Source organism: Cystobacter fuscus (assembly GCF_002305875.1).
GTDB lineage: Bacteria > Myxococcota > Myxococcia > Myxococcales > Myxococcaceae > Cystobacter > Cystobacter fuscus_A.
This window is the reverse complement of record NZ_CP022098.1, coordinates 9856771-9880688: the sequence shown is the minus strand read 5'-3', so window position 1 is coordinate 9880688 and position 23918 is coordinate 9856771. Positions and strand designations below refer to the sequence as shown.

6 protein-coding genes are annotated in these 23918 nt (G+C 69.9%); all 6 read left to right on the top strand.

Features of this window, described 5'->3' with window-relative positions:
* Nucleotides 1-15 precede the first annotated feature (15 nt).
* Genes CYFUS_RS39925 through CYFUS_RS39900 form a run of 6 tightly spaced genes read left to right on the top strand, consistent with a single transcriptional unit; the run spans nucleotide 16 to nucleotide 23886 of the window.
* Nucleotides 16-1392, top strand: coding sequence for a substrate-binding domain-containing protein (locus CYFUS_RS39925; protein ID WP_157758928.1), 1377 nt, complete (start codon nucleotides 16-18; stop codon nucleotides 1390-1392).
* A 39-nt stretch (nucleotides 1393-1431) separates the two neighbouring features.
* A complete protein-coding gene (locus tag CYFUS_RS39920; RefSeq protein ID WP_095989968.1) occupies nucleotides 1432-2247 on the top strand; it encodes a cupin-like domain-containing protein in 816 nt (271 codons plus the stop codon).
* Between the two features lie 28 nt (nucleotides 2248-2275).
* Nucleotides 2276-3688 carry a serine hydrolase domain-containing protein gene (locus CYFUS_RS39915; RefSeq protein ID WP_157758927.1) on the top strand — a complete coding sequence of 471 codons (1413 nt, stop codon included), beginning with the start codon at nucleotides 2276-2278 and terminating at the stop codon, nucleotides 3686-3688.
* Nucleotides 3689-3708: 20 nt separating this feature from the next.
* The gene (locus tag CYFUS_RS39910) at nucleotides 3709-15183 is read left to right on the top strand and encodes a hybrid non-ribosomal peptide synthetase/type I polyketide synthase (protein ID WP_095989966.1); all 11475 of its coding nucleotides are present in this window, start codon (nucleotides 3709-3711) and stop codon (nucleotides 15181-15183) included.
* Between the two features lie 37 nt (nucleotides 15184-15220).
* Nucleotides 15221-16237 (top strand): TauD/TfdA family dioxygenase, encoded by a 1017-nt coding sequence (locus tag CYFUS_RS39905; RefSeq protein ID WP_095989965.1) that lies wholly within the window; start codon nucleotides 15221-15223, stop codon nucleotides 16235-16237.
* A gap of 32 nt (nucleotides 16238-16269) precedes the next feature.
* The gene (locus tag CYFUS_RS39900) at nucleotides 16270-23886 is read left to right on the top strand and encodes a non-ribosomal peptide synthetase (RefSeq protein ID WP_157758926.1); all 7617 of its coding nucleotides are present in this window, start codon (nucleotides 16270-16272) and stop codon (nucleotides 23884-23886) included.
* Nucleotides 23887-23918: the final 32 nt, after the last annotated feature.

The following is a 23918-nucleotide window of genomic DNA, read 5'->3' as shown; positions in this document are numbered from 1 at the left end:
TGCGGATGCCCCCCGATGAAACTCAGGTACCGTCTTCTGTGGCTCGTGGCCCTCATCGCGGCCTATTGGCTCGTGACCCATCCGCGTGACAACACGGGGGGAACTCCAGGCGAGGACGAGGAGACCACCTCCGACACCACGGTCGTGGTGCAGATGCTCCACAGCAGTGAGAGCCGCGCTTTTCTCGAGGAGGCGGCGCGGGTCTTCAAGGATCGTCGTCCGGAGATCGTGCTGCAGTTCACCAGCATGGGCTCCATCGAGAGCATCGAGGCCATTGCGGCTCACCGCATCGATCCCCTGGTCTGGAGCCCCTCGGACAGCCTCGACCTGAACCTGCTGCAGGACCGCCTGCGCTCCACCAACGCCGCCAAGGCCGCCGAGCTCAAGGCCTCCGCCGTGACGGCCGACGACCTGTCCAAGGCCAACGTCGTCCTGGCCGAGGACCAGTCCAAGCAAGTCTACTCCACCGAGGGTGGCGGCGCTCCCCAGCCCGTGCTCCTGTCGCCGCTGGTCTGGCTCGGCTGGGAGCGGCAGACCCAGGGGTTGCAGAAGCTGCAGCGCGAGCGCCGGCCCAACCAGCCGGACCTGCTCTCGTGGTCCGTGGTGTACGAACTGCTCACGGGCCGGGAGACGGGCTGGAACTCGAGCCTCAATGGCACGAAGAGCCACGCCCTGAGCCCCTTGAGGGTCGGGTACGCGGATCCACTGCGCTCCTCGTCGGGCATCCAGGCCCTCTACCTGCTGACGCTCGAGTACTTCGGCTCCGCGCGCTCGCCGAGCACTGCGCAGTTGAACGACGCGGGCTACCGTCAGGTCCTCAAGGAGGTGAACGCGGAGGCCATCAGCAGCGGACTGACCACCAACCGGCTGCTCGAGGACATGCTGCGCTACGGCCCCTCGAAGTTCGACGTCATCCTCACATACGAGAGCCTGGCGCTCGAGGCCATCAGGACCTTCCCCGAGAGCCGCTGGGGCAAGCTGAAGATCTTCTATCCCACCTACACGATGTGGAACGACCACCCCGTGGTCCAGATGGCGACCCGGCCCTGGAACGCGGAGGAGATGAGCGCCGCTCGGGAGTGGATCGCGTTCTTGCGCAGCCGGGAGATGCAGGAGAAGGCGCTCGCCCATGGCTTCCGCCCGGGAGATCCCCGCATCGCCATGGTGCCGGAGCCGAAGTCTCCCCTGGAGTCCCTCATCCAGGACGGACTGCGGCTGGATGTGCCCACGACCGCGGTCATCAATAACCGGCAGTTGGCCCCCCTGCTCGACCTATGGATCCAAGAGGCCGCCGCGGGCGAGCCCCTCCAGATCGTCGGCCCCTGGAGCGGACCCCTCAACTCGCCCGCGGCCCGGCCGCCCGCCGAGTCCGCCCCCCACCCCACGCGCTGACCCCTGACGGTCCCAACCTCCCTTCCAAGGAGCAACGCCATGTCCATCGAGAGACTTCGTCGCCCCACCCGGGCCGAGTTCGAGGAGCGCTTCCTGCGGCCCCAGAAGCCGGTGATCATCACCGGGGCCATGGACAACTGGCCCGCGCTCAACCGCTGGTCGAATGAATACCTGCGCGAGCGGGCGGGGACGCGCTCGCTGCGCATCTCGATGGCGCACCGGGGCATCCACTTCAAGGGGGCCAATCAGATCCTCGACCCCTCGGTCATGACCCTGGCCGAATACATCGATCTGATCTCCTCCCAGCAGATCTCGGACGGGCGTCTGTACGCCGCGATCATCTCCATCGAGAAGGAACTCCCGGAGCTCTGGAGCGATGTGTGCTTTCCCGAGTACTTCGACCGGAGGTTGTCCACCTCCACGAACATGTGGTTCGGGCCGGGGAGCAATGTCTCTCCGTTGCACTACGACAGCATGCACAACTTCCTGACCCAGGTCCGGGGTCGCAAGCGGGTGGTCCTGTTCCACCCCGAGGAGATCCGCCGCCTCTACCCGTTCGCCTTCCACCAGCGCTCCCTGCACATCAGTCAGGTCAACATGGTGGAGCCGGACCACGCCCGCTACCCGGAGTTCCAGAAAGCGGCCCGGATGGAGCTCGTCCTCGAGCCGGGTGAGATGCTGTTCATCCCCGTCTTCTGGTGGCATGGGGTGTTCGGCATCGGGGAGAACCTGTCCATCAACTACTGGTGGAGCACACCCGTCTCGGCCTACCTGCGCCATCCCCGCCAGACAGCCCGCGGATTGGTGGGGCAGCTCGCCGAGAGCGCCCGTTCCTTGTTGCATCGCACGCAGTAGCTGTTCCCCTCACACAGGATACCTCCTCATGAAAGCATTCCTCCCCAAGGTCTGGCTTCCCACGTTGTTGTTGCTCGGAAGCTGTGTCACGCCGGCCGATGAGCAGGACGAGGTGCGCGCCAAGCTCCAGGCCGTGCTGGAGCAGGCGGCCGCCTCCCAGAAATCGCCGGGAATGGTCATGGCGGTGCAGATGGGCAACAGCGAGCCGATGTTCTTCACCACCGGCTTCCAGGACGAGCAGAAGACCCTGCCGATGACGATCGACCAGAAGTTCCGGGTCGGCAGCATCACCAAGAACTTCGTGGGCACGGCGATCCTCCAGCAGGTGGACGAGGGCAAGCTCGGCCTGGATGACACCCTGGAGAAGTGGTTGCCGGGGGTCATCCCCAACATCGATGGCAATCAGATCACCATCCGCCAGATGATGCAGCACATGAGTGGCATCGAGAGCTTCACCACCGACTACACCTGGAGCCTGACGGTCTATACCGATCCGACCCATCAATGGATAGTGCCGGATCAACTGCTGAAGATGACACAGGACCTGCGCGCCCATGACATCCAGTGCAACCTCGTGGTGCCACCCGGCACCGAGTTCATCTACTCGAACACGAACTTCATCCTGCTCGGGATGATCGCCGCCAAGGTGGATGGCTTCGCCCAGAACGAATGGCAGAAGGTGATCGAGCAGCGGTTCTTCACCCGGTTGCACATGGAGAACAGCCGCGTCCCCGCCGACGACGACACCAGCCTGGGCTCGACCAATCACGGCTACGTCAACTTCTACAATTTCTATCTGAATACGAACACGGGCACCAGCGCGTGCTCCGCGCTCACGCCCCCGTGCCAGAACGAGGACATCGACATCACCCAGCAGAACATGACCAACGCCTCGTCGGCGGGGGCCATCATCTCCACGGCCAAGGACCTGCTGACGTGGATCAATGCCGAGCTCAAGGGAGAGCTGCTGAGCGAGAAGATCCGCAAGGAACAGCAGACCTTCACGTCCACCTGCAAGACGACGTCATCCGAGGCCGAGGCGGGCCCGAAGAGCGAGTCCATGGCGGGCGAGGTCCGGCGCCAGGCCGCACCGAGCGCACAGGGTCTGTTCACGATCGCCGAGCCCCGGAGGCCGCTGGCGGACCCCAGCTGTGAGCCGGCTTCGACCCACTGCGATCCCACGGTCGAGGCGGGACTGGCCATCTTCAAGCAGAACAAGTATGGCTTCATCGGCCACCGGGGTGAGATCTTCGGGTTCGACAACACCATCCAGTACCTGCCCGAGAAGGACCTGACGGTGGTGGTGCTGAGCAACCGGACGGCCCTGAGCGGCAACAACGTCGCGCCGGTGCCCGAGCAGGTGGCGGCGGTGCTCTACCCCGACCTGAAGCCCCAGACGGACGCTCTCTCCGTGCCCTCGATCGCTGCCTCCACTCACTGAAAACGAAGCCCGACCCCGGAATGGCTCCGGGGTCTTTTCCCCCGGAGGTCCTCCCATGGTGCTCTTCGATTCGTCTGCGGAAGATCTGCTCACCTGAGCAGTTGGGGGGACTTCCCGTTCAACGTCTTTCGGGATACATGACTTCGATGGTGCCAGCAACGCTGACAGAGGCTCTGCGCCTCGCCGGTCCAGGGGGACGAGGGATTCACTACCTGGAGCGTCCTCCAAAGGATGGGGTTCAAAGCTATGCGCAACTACACGCCGAGGCGTTGCGCGTGCTGGGTTTCCTGCAGGCACGAGGGGTAGCGCGAGGGGACGAGGTGGTGCTCCAATTGGAGCTCAACCAGGACTTCGTCACCGCGCTGTGGGCCTGCATTCTAGGCGGACTCATCCCGGTGCCGCTGGCGGCGGGGGGGGCGGACGAGCATCGCCTCAAGGTGTTCAAGGTCTGGCCAGTGTTGCACCGGCCGCATCTGCTGTGTCTGGACGCGGTGGGTGCCGCGGGACTGGTGACCTTCGGGCGGGCGCAGGGATTGGAGGCGGTGGTGGACGTCCTCGAGCGCCGCGTGCTGCTGTTTGAGCAGGCCCGGGCCCATGCCGAGCCCGGCCGGGAGCACGAGGCGGCGCCGGAGGACCTCGCGCTCATCCAGTTTTCCTCGGGGTCCACGGGAGAGCCCAAGGGCGTCATGGTGACGCACCGGGCGGCGATCGTGAACACCACGGACATGATCTCCACCCTGCGCATCGGGCCCGAAGACCGCTTCCTCGGGTGGATGCCGTTGACGCATGACTTTGGAGTCATTGGCTTTCATTTCACGCCCCTGGTGGCGGGCGTGTCGCAATACCAGTTGCCCACGCAACGCTTCGCGCGCCATCCTTCACTGTGGTTGGAGAGCGCCCACGCGCACCGGGCCACCATCCTCGCCTCGCCCAACTTCGGCTATCAGCATCTGCTGTCTCACTATGATTCCGAGGCCGTCAAGCATTGGGATCTGTCGTGTGTCCGCATCATCCAGAATGGCGCCGAGCCCATCTCCGCGCGGTTGTGCCGACAGTTCCTCGATGCGATGGAGCGCCATGGCCTGCGCCGCGAGGCGATGCTGCCAGGATATGGCCTTGCCGAGGCCACCCTGGCCGTGAGCTATACGGAGCTGGACGAGGTGTTTCCCGCCCGGTTCGTGGATCGGCGCTTCCTCGGGGTAGGCGAGACCATCCGCGACTGTGGTCCGGAGGACGCGCAGGCCATCGAGCTGGTGGAGGCGGGCCGCCCGGTAAGCCATACACGCGTGCGGATCGCGGACGAGGCCTTCCACCCCCTGCCCGAGCGTACCGTGGGCCGGGTGCAGATCCAGGGCCCCAACGTCACGGCGGGCTATTACAACGCGCCCGAGGCCACCCAGCGGGCCGTGGGGCGCGAGGGCTGGCTCGACACGGGAGATCTCGGCTTCCTGGACGAGGGGCGCCTGGTGATCACCGGCCGCGCCAAGGACATCCTCTTCGCGGGTGGACTCAACTTCTATCCCCACGACGTGGAGCGGGTGGGGGGAGAGGTCGAGGGGGTGGGCTCGTCCGCGCACATCGCGGTGGCCGGCCTGCATGATCATCGCCAGGGCGTGGAGCGCGTGCTGGCCTTCGTGGTGTTCAAGCGCCCGCTCGAGACGTTCGCGCCCGTGGCCCGGCGGCTGCACCGCCATGTGCTGCAGCGGCTGGGGCTCGCGTTGGACGCGGTGCTGCCCGTCATCCGCATTCCAAAGACCACCAGTGGGAAGGTGCAGCGCTTCGCCCTGGCCAAACGCTATGCGGAGGGCGGGTTCGACGAGGTCGTGACCCGGCTGGCGGCGCTCGACGCCGAGGCGGCGGCCCGCGAGGCCAAGGGGCTCAAGCAGGCCGTCGCGGCCCAGGGGCGCGCCACCGTGCTCGCGATGGTGCGCCAGGAGGCCGAGTCGATCGGCGGTGTCCCCATCGATGACGAGCACCGGCCGTTGGGACAGTACGGCTTTGGCTCCGCTCGGGCCGTGGCGTTGTCGGCACGCCTGGGAGCGCTGTGTGGGCGGCAGTTGCCCGTGTCGCTCCTGTTCGATCACCCCACGTTGAGCACGCTCACGGACGCGATGGTGGCCGAGCTCGCGACACCGGCGTCCGTGCCGGTGCCCGCCCCGGAGTCGCCGGCCGCCCGCGCGAGCGCTCCGGAGGACGAGCCCATCGCGATCGTTGGAATGGGCTGCCGCTTCCCCGGGGGAGGTGACAGCCCCGAGCGCTTCTGGAGCCTGCTGGAGCGGGGCCATGATGCCTCGGGGGACATCCCCGCGGAGCGCTGGGACGCGGACGCCTACTTCCACGCCGAGCCCATGCCGGGAAAGAGCTACACCCGGCGGGGCGCCTTCCTGCGGGAGGTGAAGGGCTTCGACGCGGAGTTCTTCGGGCTGATGCCCCGCGAGGCGGAGGCGTTGGATCCCCAGCAGCGTCTGTTGTTGGAAGTGTCGTGGGAGGCCCTGGAGCACTCGGGCATCCCCGCGCGAGGCCTGGACGGGAGCGCGACGGGCGTCTTCGTGGGTGTGTCTGGGAGCGATTACGGCACCCTGTCCACCTCCTCCGAGGAAGCCCTCACGCCGTACTCGCTGACGGGGACGCTGCTGAGCACCGCCGCGGGAAGATTGTCCTATACGCTGGGCCTGCGGGGGCCGAGCCTGGCGGTGGACACCGCGTGCTCCTCTTCCCTGGTCGCGGTGCACCTGGCGGCCCAGAGCCTGCGGCGCGGGGAGTCCGACCTGGCCCTCGCCGGTGGCGTCAATCTGTTGCTTTCCCCGCGGCCCTTCGTGGGGCTGTCGCAGTTGCAGGCGCTCGCGCCGGACGGCCGGTGCAAGACCTTCGATGAGTCGGCCGATGGCTACTGCCGGGGCGAGGGCGCGGGCGTGGTGGTGCTCAAGCGCTTGAGTGACGCCGAGCGGGACGGGGACCGGGTGATCGCGGTGATCCGCGGCACCGCCGTCAACCACGACGGACGCAGCAGTGGCCTGACGGTGCCCAACGGCATGGCCCAGGAGGCCGTGCTGCGCGCGGCGCTGCGTGACGCGGGAGTGGAGCCCGCCTCCGTCTCGTACCTCGAGGCCCATGGCACCGGGACGAGGCTCGGAGATCCTCAGGAGCTGTGGGCGGTCCATCGAGTCTATGGGGAAGGGCGCTCGCCCCAGGCTCCGCTCCGGGTGGGCTCCGTCAAGACGAACATCGGGCACCTGGAGAGCGCCGCGGGCGTGGCGGGCCTGTGCAAGGTGGCGCTGTCCCTGGAGCGCCAGCGCATTCCGGGCCATCTGCACCTGCGCACCCCCAGCACGCGCATTCCCTGGGAGCGGATGAGCGTGGTGGTGCCGCGCGCGACGGGCGCCTGGGAGGCCGGCGCGGGGCCCCGCCGGGGCGCGGTCAGCGCCTTCGGCCTGTCGGGCACCAATGCCCACGTGGTGCTGGAGGAGTACACGCCCGTGAGGCTGGAGCGGGCCCTGCCGGAGCGTCCCGCGCACCTGCTGACGCTCTCCGCGCGCACCGAGGAGGGTGTGCGCGCGCTCGCGTCCCGTTACGCCGAGCACCTCGCCACGGCCACCGACGCCGACGTGGCGGACCTGTGCTACACGGCCAACGCGGGGCGGGTCCATCATCCCCGTCGCCAGGCGGTGGTGGGGGCGAGCGCGGCGCGGTTGCGCGTGGAACTGGAGCGGCTCGTCCAACGGCCCGCGGGGGTCCTCGCTCCACCCGAGCACGAGAGAGGGTGCGCGTGGCTCTTCACCGGCCAGGGTTCGCAGCGCCTGTTCATGGGGCGCGAGCTGTACTCCTCCAGCCCGGTGTTCCGCGCCGCGTTGGACGAGTGCGCCGCGCTGCTCGATCCCCTCACGGGTCACTCCCTGGTGGCGAGCCTGTATGGACAGACGGCTCAGGCCTCGGAGCTGGACGAGACGATTCGCGCCCAGCCCGCGATTGTCGCCGTGGAGATCGCGCTCGCGCGGTTGTGGCGCTCGTGGGGGCTGGAGCCGAAGTGGGTGGTGGGCCACAGCCTGGGGGAGATCTCCGCGGCGCACGTGGCGGGCGCGCTGTCCCTGGAGGATGCACTGCGCCTGGTGGCCGTGCGGGCACGGCTGATGAACGCCCTGCCCGAGCGCGGAATCATGGCCTCGGTCTTCACGGATGAGCAGACGGCGCGCGCGGCCCTCGCCCCGTTCACGGCCACGGTGGCCCTCGCGGCCCTGAACGCCCCGGGCAGTGTGGTGCTCTCCGGCCGGGAGGCGGATGTGAACACCGTGCTCGAGACCCTGGGCGCGCGGGGAATCCGCTTCAGGCGGCTCGGGGTGTCACATGCGTTCCACTCGCCGCTGATGGAGCCGATGCTGCGGAGCTTCGTTCAGGAGCTGGCCTCCTTGCAGGCGCGGCCCGCGGTCCTCCCGCTGATCTCGACGCGCACCGGCCGTCGGCTGGAGGAGGCACCGGACGTGGAGCACTGGCGGAGGCAGCTCGTGGAGCCCGTGCGCTTCCACGAGGCGCTCCAGTCCGTGTTCGCGCTGGGGGCCCGCACCTTCCTGGAGCTCGGTCCCGCGCCCATCCTGTCCGCCCTGGGTCCCCAGTGCGTGCCGGATCCCCAGGTCACGTGGCTGCACTCGCTCTCCTCGACGGAGAGTGACTGGGATTCGCTGCTCGCCAGCCTGGGAGCGCTCTACCGCCAGGGAGCGGCGATCGACTGGCGGGCCTTCGATGCGCCCTATTCCCGGCGCGTGGTGGACGCTCCGACCTATCCTTTTGTCAGACAACCCTTCTGGTGCTCCTCGGCGAGCGCGAAGCCCAGCGCGGCGGTCCCCCGCGAAGGAGTGCAGATGAACGAGGTGAAGCCGCGAGTGAAGGCCCGGAGCGCAGAGATCCGCACCGTCATCCTGGAGTCGGTGGCCGACTTGACGGGCGTCGAGGTGGAAAACCTGGACGTGTCGCGCAACGTCTTCGAGATGGGACTCGACTCGCTGGTGCTCTTCAAGGTGCGTCAGAACCTGGAGCGGCGCTTCGGAGTGCTCATCGAGATGACCGCCTTCTACGGGCCGGCTTCCACCATCGAAGGCATGGTGGCGTACGTGGAGTCGGCGCTGCCTCCCGTCGTGGAGGCCGCCCCGGTCGAGACCCCCGTTGCTGCCGCTCCCGTGCCCGCGCAGGCCATGCCCGCGCAGGCCGTGCCCGCGCAGGCGTTCACGCCCATGGCCTCACCCGCGGCCGGTGCGATCGAGCGCCTGATGTCCCAGCAACTCCAGTTCATGGAACAGCAACTGGCGCTGTTGCGCCATGTGCATGGGGGAGCGGCCACCCCCACTGCGACGGCCCCGGTCGCCACGCCCGTGCCCGCGCCTGCGCCTGCGCCCGAGCCCACCGTGAGCGCCAGACCCGCGAGTCCTCCTCCGCCCGCGTCCACGCCGGAGGTGTACGTGCCCTACCGGCGCATCAACACCACCGCGATGGCGGGAGGCATGGACGGCCGTCAGAAGGCCTTCTTCGAGACGCTCATCCGGGACTACACGGCCCTGACGCCGGGCTCCAAGCAACTGGCCCAGTCCTCGCGTGCGCTACTGGCCAACAATCGCTACGTCATGGGGTTCCGGCCCGCGTGGAAGGAGTTCATCTACCCCCTGCAGGTTCAGCGCGCCCAGGGCAGCCATATCTGGGATGTGGATGGCAACAACTTCATCGATCTGGCGATGGGTTTTGGCATCTACCTGTTTGGTCACAACCCCGCCTTCATCCGCGAGGCAGTGACCGAGGCACTGGGCACCGGTGCTCCTCTGGGGCCCATGACGCCCGCCCCCAGTGAGGTGGCGCAGCTCATGCGCGACTTCACGGGCGCCGAGCGCATCGCCTTCTACAACTCGGGCACGGAGGCCGTCATGGTGGCGCTCCGGCTGGCCCGGACCGCGACGGGACGCGCGAAGGTGGTGCTCTTCAGCGGTTCGTTCCACGGCGCCTTCGATGGCGTCCTGGCCTCGCCCGGGGGAGGGATCTCGCCGGCCGTCCCCATGTCGCCCGGAACGACCGAGAATACGGTGCGCGATGTCATCGTGCTGCCTTATGGCGCGTCTTCGTCGCTGAAGCACATCCGCGCCTGCGCGGGCGAGCTGGCGGCCGTGATCGTCGAGCCCGTGCAGAGCCGAAAGCCCGAACTCCAGCCACGCGAGTTCCTCCAGGAGCTGCGGCGTATCACCCAGGAATCGGGCACGGCGCTCATCTTCGACGAGGTGATCACCGGCTTCCGCATCGAGCCCGGGGGAGCGCAGGCGCACTTCGGGGTGCGCGCGGACCTGGTGACGTACGGGAAGATCATCGGCGGAGGTATGCCCGTTGGCATCGTGGCGGGGAGTTCCCGGTTCATGGATGCGGTGGATGGCGGGGACTGGAACTTCGGCGACGACTCCTACCCCAAGGCGCAGAACACGTTCGTGTCGGGCACCTTCTGCCATCACCCCGCGGCGATGGCCGCCGCGCTGGCGGTGCTCAAACGGCTGCGGCAGGACGGCCCCGCCCTCCAGGAGCGGCTCAACCGCCGCACGGCCGAGTTCGTGGAGGACCTCAACGCCTACTGCATCCGCCGGGGCGCTCCGGTGCGGCTGGTGCACTTCGGTTCGCTCTTCCGCTTCCAGGTGAAGGGGGATTGGGAACTGCTGTTCTATCGGCTGTTGTGCAAGGGCATCTATGTCTGGGAAGGCCGCACCTGCTTCCTGTCCACCGAGCACTCCGACGAGGACTTGCGCCAGGTGCGTGCGGCGGTGGTGGAGTGCATCGAGGAGATGATGGCCGCGGGCTTCGGTCCGCCCGAGCCCGAGGGCCCGACTCCCGGCGGAGGCAAGCCGGAGTTGCCGGCGCTCGAGACCACCGCCGCTGGAGCCGTGGTCTCCACGCCCATGTCCTCGGCGCAGCAGCGCATGTACACGCTCAGTCAGTACGAGGGGGGTGAGCAGGCCTATCACCTCTCTGGCGCCTTGCAGTGGGAGGGCAAGCTCGACGAGGCACGCACGGAGGCCAGCTTCCGCGCGCTCGTGGCCCGCCACGAGAGCCTGCGCACCAGCTTCAGCGTGGACGCGAGCGGCACCTTCCTCCAGCACGTGCACGCCACGGTTCCCTTCGCCTTGGAGCGCGGGTCGTACGCGGATGAGGCGGAGGTGGTGAAGCGCTTCGCGCGACCCTTCGATCTGGGCGTGGCGCCGCTGCTGCGCGTGGGTCTGCTCAAGCTCGCGGATGGCCGCCATCTGCTGGCGCTCGACGTCCACCACGCCGTGGTGGATGGACAGTCGCTCAACACCCTGTTCCAGGAGTTCGTGGCGCTCTACCTCGGCCAGCCGCTGAGCAAGGCGCCCCGGCAGAGCCGCGAGCACGCGGCGTGGGAGCGCGAGTACCTGCGCACCCAGGCGGAGCCCTCGGAGCGCTATTGGGTGGAGCGCCTGTCCGGAGAGCTGCCGCGCCTGGCGCTCCCCACGGATGCGCCCCGGTCCCCCGAGCGCACCTTCCGGGGGGGAGAGCTTCGCCTGAGCCATCCCTCGACGGTGCTCCGGCAGCGGGCCCAGGAGCGGGGCGCATCGCTCTACATGCTGCTGCTGGCCGCCTACAAGGTGCTGCTGCAGCGGTGGACGGGTCAGCGTGAGACCGTGGTGGGGACGACCCACGCCGGACGGCAGCGCGGCGGCTTCGAGGGGGCGGTGGGAATGTTCGTCAACTCGCTCCCGGTGCGCACCCACCCGCGCAACGGCACGTCCTTCCTGGACTTCCTCGACGAGGTGAAGCGGCGGTGCCTGGAGGCGTACGAGCATCAAGATTTTCCCTTCGAACTGCTCGCGAGGCGGCTCGGGGCGATGGGGGAGCGCGGTGCCAACCCCCTGTTCGACACGATGTTCTCGTATGAGCGCGCGGAAGAGCGGGTCATCCAGCTGCCGGGTCTGTCACTGCGCGAGTTGTTCCTCCCCAAGCCCACGTCGCTCTTCGACTTCAGCCTGGACGTGGTCGAGGAGCGGGGGACACTGCACCTGCGCTTCGAGTACGAGCGCGGGCTGTTCGAGCACTCCACCATCGAGCGTCAGGCGCGCGGCTTCGTGCACCTGTTGGAGGAGATCGCGCGGGATCCGACGTGCTCGCTCGCGAAGCTGTCGGCCCCTTCACCCCAGGAACTCGCCGAGCTGCTGCGCCTGTCGCGAGGGCCGGTGGAGGCGCTCCCCACGTGTACGGTGACGGACCTCATCGAGGCGCAGGTGGCACGCACGCCCGAGGCGCCCGCGCTCGGCGTGGAGGGCGCCCGGCTCACCTACCGGGAGCTGGACGAGCGCGCCCATCAGCTCGCCTGGCACCTGCGCTCGCTGGGGGTGGGTCCAGAAGTGCGCGTGGGCCTGTACTCCGAGCGCTCTCTCGAGATGGTGGTGGGACTGCTCGCCATCCTCAAGGCCGGCGGCGCCTACGTGCCCCTGGATCCCCACCTCCCTCACGAGCGTCTGGCGTGGTTGCTGGAGGATGCCCGTATCACCGTGCTGCTGAGCCAGCCCGCGCTGATGCCGCGCCTTCCCACCGGACACGCGGCCCAGGTGGTGCCCCTGGAACTGGAGCCGCTGAGCGCGCGGCCTCGTCGCGCGCTCACGTCCCTGACGCGCGCGGACAACCTCGCCTACGTCATGTTCACCTCGGGCTCCACCGGCCGTCCCAAGGGTGTGCAGGTGCCCCACCGCACCGTGGTCAACTTCTTCACGGGCATGGATGCGTGCCTGGACCTGTCCGGGCGGGGCGTCTGGCTCGCCGTCACCCCCCTCTCCTTCGACATCTCCGTCCTCGAACTGCTCTGGACCCTCGCGCGCGGCTTCACCGTGGTGGTGCAGCCGGAACCCCGGGAGCTGCTGGGCCTGGCCCGGGCGATCCGCGAGCACGCCGTCACCCACTTGCAGTGCACGCCCACCCTGGCGCGGGCCCTGCTGTCGGAGCCCGCGTGCGCCGAGGCCCTGCGCTCGCTCCGGCAGATGCTCGTGGGGGGCGAGGCCCTGCCCCTGGACCTGGCACGTGCCCTGCGCGAGCGCGTGCCCTCGGTGCTCAACATGTACGGGCCCACGGAGACGACCGTCTGGTCCTCCACCCAGGCCCTGCCCGCCCGGATGGAGGGCTCCGTGTCCCTGGGCGCGCCCATCGCCAACACCCAACTGTACGTGCTCGACGCGTACCTGAACCTGGTGCCGCCCGGTGTGCCGGGAGAGCTGTTCATCGGTGGCCAGGGCGTGGCGCGTGGCTACCTGGGCCGCCCCGAACTGACGGCCGAGCGCTTCGTGCCCGATCCGTTCGGCGCTACGCCGGGAGAGCGGCTCTATCGCACGGGGGACCGGGTGTGCCGCCGCGCCGATGGCTCACTGGAGTTCCTGGGCCGCATCGACTTCCAGGTGAAGCTGCGGGGCTTGCGCATCGAGCTGGGAGAGATCGAGGCCGCCCTGGAGCGTCATCCCCAGGTGCATCAGGCCGTGGTGTTGATGCGCGAGGACTCCCCAGGGGACAAGCGGTTGGTGGCCTATGTCATGCCGACTCCGGGGGCGCAGCCGCCCACGGCGGAGGAGGTGCGTGACTTCCTCAAGACGAAGCTGCCCGAGTACATGGTGCCCTGGAGCATCGTCGCCCTGCCGGCCCTGCCGCTGACGGTCAGCGGGAAGGTGGACCGCAAGGCCCTGCCGGCGCCGGTCCTGGTCCCAGTGCCCGAGGCGCCCACGGCCTCCGCGCCGGTAGAGGACGATACCTGTCGTGTGCTGTTCGAGCTGGCCGCCGAGGTGCTGCGGGTTCCCCGCGTGCGTCCGGAGGACAACTTCCTCGATCTGGGCGGCGACTCCATCAAGGCCATCCAGCTGTCGGCCCGGCTGGCGTCTCGAGGCGTGTCGCTGTCGATGCGCGATGTGATGCGCGCCGAGTCGCTCGGGGCCTGCGCGGGACTGCTGGCGCTCCAGGGCGAGGGGCGCTCGCAGGAGGTGGCCGCGAAGGAACAGCTCACCCCGAGCGCGCATGACCGCGCGCCGGCCGTGGCGGCGCCCGAGCCCTGGACGGTGGACCACCCGGGGCTCACCGGGCGCGCGGGCGAGGAGTGGATCCGCACCACGGGGCTGGAGCCCGCGGAGATCGAGGCCCTCCGGGCCCTGTCCCCCATGCAATCCGGCATGCTGTTCGAGACGCTGCTGGACCCCGCCAGCAATGGCCAGCAGTTCACGCTCCATCTCGCGGGCGAGGTGGACGTCCAGGCCCTGGCCACCGCGGGGCGGGCGCTGGCGGATCGTCACGAGGCGCTGCGCACCCGGTTTTTCGCCCCGTCGACGGGGGCTCCCGTCCAGGTGGTGCTCCGCTCGCCGCTCGTGCCCCTGGAGGTGGTCGACGCCCCGGAGGACGCCGCGCTGGAGGCGCTGCGGGAGCGCGAGCGCGCGCGGGGCTTCGAGCTGTCGCGCGATCCGTTGATGCGCCTCACGCTGGCCCGGCGCTCGCCCGGCCAGAGCGCGCTGGTGATGACGTGCCACCACATCATCCTGGATGGGTGGTGCCTGGCCCGCCTCGTGGAGGACCTGCTGCGCTTCTACGGCGCCGCGCACCGGGGCGAGCCCCTCGCCATCGAGCGCTCTCCCTCGCCGGGGGCCTATGTGCGCTGGCTGCTCGAGCGCGACGGGTCCGCGTCGCTGGCCTACTGGAAGGATTACCTGGCGGGCTACGAGAAGCCCGTCGGACTGGCCCACCGCAAGCCGGCCCAGGCCGGGCGGGAGCAGCGGCAGCATGGCTTCGAGCTGCCGCCGGAGGTGGGGGCCAGGCTGCGCACGCTGGCGGCGGCCTGCCGCGTCACCCTGAGCGGCGTGCTCCAGGTGCTCTGGGGCCTGGTGCTCTCCCACTCCGCGTCCACCGAGGACATCGCCTTCGGGCTCGTCGTCCTGGGACGCCCCTCGCAGCTGCCCCGGGTCGAGGAGATGGTGGGCCTGTTCATCAACACCATCCCGGTCCGGCTGCGGATGGACCGCTCGGCCTCGCTGCGCCAGGTGCTCCAGGCCCAGCAGGCGCGCGCGCTCGCGAGCGAGCCGCACCACTACTGCTCGCTGGCCGAGGTGCAGGCGCTCACGCCGCTGCGTAACACGCTGCTCACCCACGCGCTCGTCTTCGAGAACTATCCCCTGGACCGCGCCCAGATCACGGCCACGGGGCGCGAGGCGGGACTGGACATCACCCGTACCGAGCACTTCGCGCGCGAGACGTATGATCTGGTCGTCAACATCGAGCTCAACGACACCCTCTCGGTGTCCCTCTGCTACAACGCCGCGGTCCACGACGAGTCGACCGTGCGCGGTGCCGCGGAGCTGTTTGAGGAGCTGTGCGCGGCGGCGGAGGCGGAGCAGACGCTCGAGGCGCTGGAGCAGCAGGTCCTCACGCACGTGCGCGGCAGAAACAAGCGCAGGCAGTCCGCGGTACTGTCGGCCTTGCGCGCGCGCAAGCCGATCGCATGAGTCACGCGATCACCCGCCAGAAAAAAGGAACAGAGGCATGAAGGCTTCACTCAGCAAGCTGCGGTCGATCAAACCCCAGGCCATCCCCGTGGCGGGCGAGCTCGTGCGCTTCTCCTTCCTCGCCGGCGAGCCGGGCCTGCCCGTGGTGGCTACGCCCCTGCACGAGGGGGTGGTGCTGGGGGAGTGGCTCGCGCGCCACCAGGAGCTGGTCGACGACCAGCTCCTGAAGCACGGCGGCGTGCTCTTTCGCGGCTTCGAGGTGAACACCTCCCAGGCTTTCCACCAGGTGGTGCACGCCGCGGGCGGTCAGTTGTTGGACTACGTGGAGCGCTCCTCGCCGCGCTCGCAGGTGACGGACAAGGTGTACACCTCCACGGATCACCCGGCCGACCAGCGCATCCTCTTCCACAACGAGCTGGCCTACTCGGGCCGCTGGCCCCGCGCGCTCTTCTTCGGCTGCATGCAGCCGGCGGCCGTGGGCGGGGAGACGCCCATCGCCGACAGCCGCGAGGTGCTGCGGCGCCTGTCTCCGGACACCCGGCGCCGGTTCGAGGAGCGCGGGGTGATGTACGAGCGCTATCTCGGCGGTGGCCTGGGCCTGCACTGGCGTGACGTCTTCCAGACGGAGGACCGCTCGCGGGTGGAGCACTATTGTGCGGACAACGGGTTGACCTTCGAGTGGGAGGGCGAGTGCCTGCGCACCCGGAGCGTACGGCCTGCCATCCGCACCCACCCGCGCACCGGCGAGCAGGTGTGGTTCAACCACGGCTACTTCTTCAACCTCCACAGCATCCCCGCCGAGCTGCGCGCCAGCCTGCACACAGCCGTCAATCCGCGCGAGCTGCCCTTCAACACCTATTACGGCGATGGTTCGGAGATCGAGCCGGAGACCATCCGCGAGATCGCCGGCATCTACGACGCGGTGGGCGTGACCTTCCCGTGGCGGCGGGGCGATGTGCTCTACATCGACAACATGCTCACGGCCCATTCCCGCAATTCCTTCCAGGGCGAGCGCACCATCCTCGTCTCCATGAGTGATCTCCTGGCCGGCTGACGCCGTCCCCCTTCGTGCTTCAAGAGGCCCCCGTGCACGCCCCCTCCAACTCCAGTGGTTTTCCCCTCTCACCCAATCAGCGGCGGCTCTGGTGGCTGCGGCGTGAGGGGGCCATCTACAACGCGGTGGTGGTGCTGAGGGTCTCGGGCCCGCTGGATCCCTCGCGGCTGGACACCGCGCTGCGTGAGGTGTGGGCCCGGCATGACGCGCTGTCCGCGCGCTTCCTGCAGCGCAGCGACCTGCGCTTCCCCCTCCAGAGCCGTGCGCTCGAGCAGGCGCCCACGGTGGAGGTGCTGCCCGACAGCCCCGGTTCGCTCGAGGACCTGGTCGAGCAGCTCGCGCGGCGCGGCCTGGAGCATTCCTTCGATCTCGTGGCGGGCCCCCTGCTGTATGCCGCGCGGATGTCGCCGAGCACGACCGAGCACCTGGTGCTGCTCGCGCGCCCCTCGCTGTCCGGAGACGCCCAGGCCCAGTGCCGTCTGGCCGAGGAGCTGCTCGCCGCCTACGCGGGCCGTGCGCTCGAGGAGGAGCCGGGCCTGGAGCACGCGCAGTACGCGGAGTGGCAGAACCAGCTGCTCGCCGAGCCGGAGCCCGCCGCCGCGGAGTACTGGGCGCGCGCCACCGAGCGGGTCAAGCCGCTGACGTTGCCCTTCGAGCGCCTGCGCCGGGAAGGTCCCTTCCTGCCCGCCAGTGTCGAGGTGCGCTTCGCCGGGGAGCGCGTGCTTCCCGGCTCCCTGCTGGCGCTCGCGCGCGCGTGGCGGGTGTCTCCAAGCACCCTGCTGGCAGCGGCCTGGAGCGCCGTGGCCGCGCGGTGGCTCGAGGCCCCGGAGCTGGTGCTCGGGTACGTGGAGCCCGCGCGGGCCTACGAGGAGCTGCGGCGCGTGCAGGGTCTGGTCGCCAAGACGCTGCCCCTGAGCGTCCCCCTCGAGGCGGAGCAGTCCCTGGCGCACGCGGCACGGGCGCTCGAGGAGTCGCTCACCCAGGCGCGGGACTGGGTGGAGCACTTCGCCTGGGACGCGCGGGAGGAGACGGCGCGGGCCGCGCTGCCCGTGGCCTTCGAGTTCCAGGAGGCACGCCTGGGCACGGGGGCAGGGGGGCCGGACTGCCGTGTCGAGCGGCTCCTGGGAGCCTCGGACGGCTTCGTCCTGAAGCTGTCCTGCGTGGAGGATGCGCGCGGCATCACCTGCGAGGTGGTGCACGACGCGCGCGCGGTGGACGAGGCCACGGCCCGACTGGTGGCCCGTATGGTTGGCGACTTCCTCGCGAGCGTCGCGCGCGCCCCCGAGAGCCCCCTGCGCGCCCATGGCCTGCTCGAGCCCTCCGCGCTCCAGCCCCTCGCGGGCCCCCCGGGCACACCGGGGCGGCTGCCCACCGTGGTGGAGCGCTTCAACCAGTGCGTGCGCGACACTCCGCGGGCGCTGGCCCTCGTGCAGGGCGCGCGCCGCTGGACCTATGCCCAGGTGGGCGAGCGGACCCACCGCCTCGCCCGCTTCCTGCGTGCCCAGGGCGTGGGGGCCGAGACCGTGGTGGCGGTGGCCGCGGATCGCTCGATGGAGACCGTGGTGGCGATGCTCGCCATCCTCGAGGCGGGGGGCGCGTTCCTGCCCGTGGATCCGGCCTATCCGCCCGAGCGCATCGACTACATGCTGCGCGACGCGGACGTGCGGCTGGCCGTGGGCGCCGGGGCGCGGCGGGCCACCTTTGGCCAGGCGCCCCGCTTCGTGGCGCTCGATGAGACCCCGCAGCCGTGGGCGGACGAATCCCCCGAGCCGCTGACCGGAGACGCGGAGCAGTCCTCGCGTCTGGCCTATGTGCTGTACACCTCGGGCTCGACGGGCCAGCCCAAGGGCTGCCAGCTCGAGGTGCACAACCTCAGCCACTACATCCACTGGGCGAATACCTATTACTTCCAGGATGGCCTGGCCCAGGGCCACTTCGGCCTGTATACCTCGCTCTCCTTCGACCTGACCCTCACCAGCGTCTTCTGCGCGCTCACCCGTGGCCGCACGCTGCACGTGTTCGACGAGGGCCAGGAGACGCTCGAGGTGTTGCGCGCCATGTTCACCCCGGGCAGCGGCATCGACGTGGTGAAGATGACGCCCTCGCACATCTCCCTGGTGGACACGCTCGGGCTGCCGGGCACCGGAGTGCGCAAGGTCATCGCGGGCGGCGAGGCCCTCACCCGCGAGCACCTGCTCGTGCTGCGCCGGCTCGCTCCGGACCTCCAGCTGTACAATGAATACGGCCCCACCGAGACCACCGTGGGGTGCGTGGTGAAGGAGGTGCAGCTGGAGGATGACCGGGTGCTCATCGGCACGCCCATCGACCGCACCCAGGTGGCGATCGTCGACGAGGCCGGGCAGCTGGTGCCTCCGCTGGTGGCGGGCGAGCTGTGGATCGCCGGCGAGGGCGTGGGACGTGGCTACCTCCACGCGCCCGAGCGCAGCGCCGAGAAGTTCAGGGGCCTGCCCCAACTGGCGGCGCATGCCTACCGGACGGGCGACAAAGTGCGGCAGTTGGCTCACGGCGAGCTGGACTACCTGGGCCGCATCGATGACCAGGTGAAGGTGCGCGGCTACCGCATCGAGCCCGGAGAGATCGAGCAGGGCCTCTTGCGCCACCCCGCCGTGAAGCAGGCGCTGGTGATGGCGCGGCCGGTGCGTGGGCCCGAGCTCGAGCTGGTGGCCTACGTGGTCTCCACCGAGGAGGTGCCCGCCCCGGCGCTGCGCGAGCTGCTGCGGCGCACGCTCCCCGAGCACATGGTCCCCGGCTGGTTCGTGCGGATGGAGCGCATGCCGCTCACGCGCAATGGCAAGGTGGATCGGGCGCTCCTGCCGGCTCCCTCGGAGCAGGGCCCCGCCTCGGGGAGGGTGGCCCCGCGCACGCCCCTGGAGGAGCGCATCGCCGCCATCTGGCGCTCGGTGCTCGTCCAGGAGGACATCGGCGTGAATGACGTCTTCGCCGAGCGGGGTGGCCACAGCCTCAAGGCCATGCTGGTGGTGGGCCGTGTCGCCCAGGAGCTGGGCCTGTCCCTCACGCTGCGCGAGCTGTTCGAGGCGCCTACCATCGCCGGTATGGCCGCGCTGCTGGAGCGGCGAGGCACGGGCGCTCCCGCGGCGATTCCCCCCACGCCCGCCGCGGAGGACTACGCGCTCTCGGATGCGCAGCGCCGGCTCTGGGCGCTCGATCGCATGGATGGGCCGGGCGAGGCGTACCTCATCCGCGCGGCGTTCGTCGTGGAGGGCGCCCTGGACGTGGGTGCCCTGGAGCGGGCCCTCACGGCGCTGCTCGAGCGGCACGAGCCCCTGCGTACCTCGTTCCACGACGTGGCGGGCGAGCCGCGCCAGCGTATCCACCCCCGGGTGAAGCTGCCCCTCGAGGTGATGGACCTGCCGGGCGCGCACGTGGAGGACGCGGCGGTGCGGTCCCTCGTGGAGGACGTGACGGCCCGACCGTTCGACCTCACGCACGCGCCCCTGATGCGCGTGCGGCTGCTGCGACTGTCCCCCACGCGCGCCCTGCTCGTCTTCGCCATGCACCACATCATCGGGGATGGTTGGTCCGTGGCGGTGCTGGCGCGCGAGTGGACCCACCTCTACGACCGTGCGCTGTCCGGCGCCGCCTCCGAGCTGCCGGCGCTGCGCGTGCACTACAAGGACTACCAGCTCTGGCGGCTGGCACGGCTGGAGGGCCCCGAGGGCGAGGCCGACCGCCGCTACTGGCATGAGCGCCTGGGGCAGCCACCCGCCGCGCTCGAGCTGCCCGTGGAGTTCCCCCGGCCCTCCGTGCGCACGTACCGGGGCGGCAGTGTCTCGCTGCGGCTGCCCGAGGACCTCACCCGCGCCCTGACGACCCTGGCGCGCGAGCGGGACGCCACGCTGTTCATGGCGCTGGTGGCGAGCGTCAAGGCACTGCTCTACCGCTACACCGGCCAGGAGGACCTGGTGGTGGGCACCGCCATCGCCGGCCGCGGACACCCCGAGGTGGAGCACCACATCGGCGTGTACATCAACCTGCTGGTGCTGCGCGACACCGTGCGCGGCGCGGAGGACTTCCCGACGCTGCTGGGCTCCGTGCGCCAGACCGCCCGCGAGGCCTACGAGCACGCGGAGTACCCGTTCGACCGCCTCGTGCGCGAACTGGACGTCGTCCATGACGCGAGCCGCTCGCCCCTGTTCGACGTGTTGGTGGTGCTGCAGAACAACGAACTGCCCGTGCTGGCCATGCGCGGCGCGACGCTCTCGGCCCACCCGCTGCCGGTGCGGACCAGCACGTATGACCTGTCGTTCGAGTTCGCCGAGGACGCGGGCGGACTCGTGTGCGAGTTGCACTACAACGCGGACCTGTTCGGCGAGCGGCGTGCGCGCCAGTTGGCCGAGCACTGGCGCGCGCTCGTCTCCGGCGTGGTGGCCGAGCCCTCGGTCGCGCTGGACCGGTTGAGACTGCTCTCGGCCGAGGAGCGTCAGCGGTTCGGGGGCGGCCTCGAGCGCGTGGAGGTGCCCGGGCCGCGCACGCTCACGGACGCGGTGCGTGAGCGCTTCGCCCGGGAACCGGACGCCCTGGCGGTGGTGTGTGGCGAGCGCCAGCTCTCCCTGCGCGAGCTGATGCTCGGCGCCCAGCGGATCGCCCGGCATCTGGTTGAAGAGCGCGCTCTGCGGGGCGGAGAGGTCGTGGCCGTGGTGGGCGCCCGTACCGAGCGTATCCCCATGGCGCTCGTGGGTGTGCTCGAGGCGGGTGGCGTCTATCTGCCCATCGACGCGCAGTACCCGCTGGAGCGCGTGCGCTTCATGCTGGAGGACAGCCAGGCCCGCGTGGTGCTGGCGGACGCGCACTGGGCCCGGCTCCTGGCGGGCGGGGCGACGCCCGTCGTGGAGCTGGACGCGTGGGTGACGCACGGCGAGGCCCGCTCGCCGGGAGTCCTGGCCCGGCCCGAGGACGTGGCCGCGCTCATCTACACCTCGGGCTCGACGGGTCGGCCCAAGGGCGTGCGGATGGAGCACCGGGGCATTCTCAACACCGCGCGCGAGTTCAATCGGCTCTGTGAGGTGACGCCCGAGGGGCGTGTCCTCCAGTTCGCGTCACTGGCTTTCGATGCGGCCCTGCTCGAGATGAGCATGTCCCTGGTGGGTGGGGCGCCGCTGGTGGTGGCGGGGCGGGAGGTGATCGAGGACACGGCGGCCTTCACCGCCTACCTCGAGCAGCATCAGGTGTCGTTCGCCATCCTCCCGCCGGTGTACTTGAACACGCTGGAGAGGCACGAGCTGCCGAGCGTGAAGACGCTGGTGACGGCGGGAGAAGCACCCAACGAGCAGGACGCGAGGCACTACGCGGCGCGCAAGCGCTACGTCAACGCGTACGGGCCGGCGGAGTGCTCGGTGTGCGTGACGATGCACGAGGTGAAGGAGGGGGAGAAGGGGCCCATCGCGGTGGGGAGGCCGCTGAGGAACGTGGGGGTGGTGGTGGTGGACGGAGCGCTCAACGCGCTGCCGGCGGGGGTGGTGGGAGAGGTGTGCGTGAGCGGGGTGGGGGTGGCGAGGGGCTACGTGGGGAGGGAGGAGCTGACGGGGGAGAGGTTCGTGGAGCACGCGGAGTACGGGCGTGTGTACCGAACGGGGGACAAGGGGAGGTGGAGGGAGGACGGGACGCTGGAGTACGTGGGGAGAGGGGACGAGCAGGTGAAGGTGAGGGGCCAGCGGGTGGAGCTGGAAGAGGTGAGGCGCAAGCTGCTGGAGCACGCCGGGGTGGAGGAGGCGGTGGTGGTGGCGAGGGCGGGAGGGCGGGGGGTGGAGTTGGAAGGCTTCGTGGTGGGAGCGGGGGTGAAGGCGGAGGAGGTGAGGGGCTGGCTGGGGCAGGCGCTGCCGGCGGCGATGGTGCCCGCGAGGCTGAGGGTGGTGGAGCAACTGCCGCTGACGAGCAACGGGAAGGTGGACAAGAAGGCGCTGCTGGAGCTGGGGGAGCAGGAGGAGGAGCGGGAGGAGGAGGAGCGGGGAGAGCAGAGGGGGCCGGCGACGAAGCAGGAGGAGGTGCTGGCGAGGGTGTGGAGGGAGGTGCTGGGAAGGCAGCAGGTGGGGTGGAGCGAGAGCTACTTCGAGTTGGGGGGAGACTCCATCAAGGCCATCCGGATGGCGGCGAGGCTGAGGCAGGAGGGGTGGAGGCTGGAGGTGAGGCAGGTGTTCATGCACCCGAGGCTGGAGGAGATGGCGAGGCAGTTGAAGCAGGAGGGAGGGGGGGAGCAGAGGCAGGAGGCGAGGGGAGAGGTGGAGCTGACGGGGGTGCAGAGGTGGTGGGCGGGGAAGGTGAAGGGGGAGGAGCGCAACCACTTCAACAACGCGGTGATGATGAAGGTGGAGGGGAGGGTGGAGGAGGAGGCGCTGAGGAAGGCGCTGGAGAAGGTGGGAGAGGAGCACGAGGCGTTGAGGCTGAGGTGGAAGCAGGAGGGAGGGGAGCTGAAGCAGGAGTACGCGGGGAGGGAGGAGGCGAGGCAGTTGGGAGAGGGGATGGTGAAGGGGGAGGTGAAGGGGGAGGAGTGGAGGGAGGAGTTGGAGGAGGAGGCGGAGCGGCTGCAGAGGAGCCTGGACCTGGAGAAGGGGCCGGTGGCGAGGCTGGGGCTGTATGGGACGCCGGAGGGGCAGAGGGTGGTGTGGGTGGTGCACCACGTGGCGGTGGACGCGGTGTCGTGGGGCGTATTGGTGGAGGACCTGGCGAGTGCGTACAGGGAGTACCTGAAGGGGCAGGAGCCGGTGTTGCCGGCGAGGACGGCGTCCTTCCAGTCCTGGTCCCTCGCCCTGCGCCGCTACGCCGAGCGCATTTCTCCGGCCGAGCGCTCCTATTGGGACGAGGTGGATCGCGCCCTGGTCTCCATTCCCGCTCCGGGTGAGAAGACAGCGGCGCCGACGCGCAACCGCGACTCCTCGAACGTGGCCCTCCTGTTGCCGGCGGCTCGCACGAAGCAACTGCTCGGCGAGGCCCACCGCGCCTACAACACCCAGGCGGGCGAGCTGGTCCTCGTGGCCCTCGCGCGCGCGCTGCGCTCCTGGTTGGGCAGTCCGCGCATCGCCCTCGCCATGGAAGGCCACGGCCGCGTCCCCGAGCTCATGAATGAGCTGGATGTGAGCCGCACCGTGGGCTGGTTCACCTGTCTGTACCCGCTGGTGCTCGAGCTGGCACCGCGCGACGACGTGGGCCACCACATCAAGCAGGTGAAGGAGTCGCTGCGCTCGGTGCCCTCGCAGGGCGTGGGTTACGGCCTGCTCCGCCATGCCCCGGGGGCCTCCCCCGTCGTCGAGCCCTCCATCAGCTTCAACTACCTCGGCCAGTCGTCCGAGGCGGGCGCCTGGCCCGCCCCCTTCGGCCCCGCTCCCGAGCCCGTCGGCACGCTCCAGCACCCTGAGTCCCCGAGGCTCTTCGCCCTCGATGTCCTCGCCTCCGTGGAGGAGGGCTCGCTTCGCGTGGACCTGTCCTTCGATGTCCACGCCTTCCGCCCGGAGCGGATACGGCCCCTCATGGACTCGCTCCGGCAGGAGCTCGAACTCGTCGCCGCGCACTGCATGGCCCAGAAGGCTTCCGAACTCACCCCGAGTGACATCGACTATGCGGGCATGAGCATCTCCGAGCTGGACGCGGTCATGAACGCCATCACCGATTCCTGACTCGGGTCCCTCCCCTTCCAGACCCCTCGCTC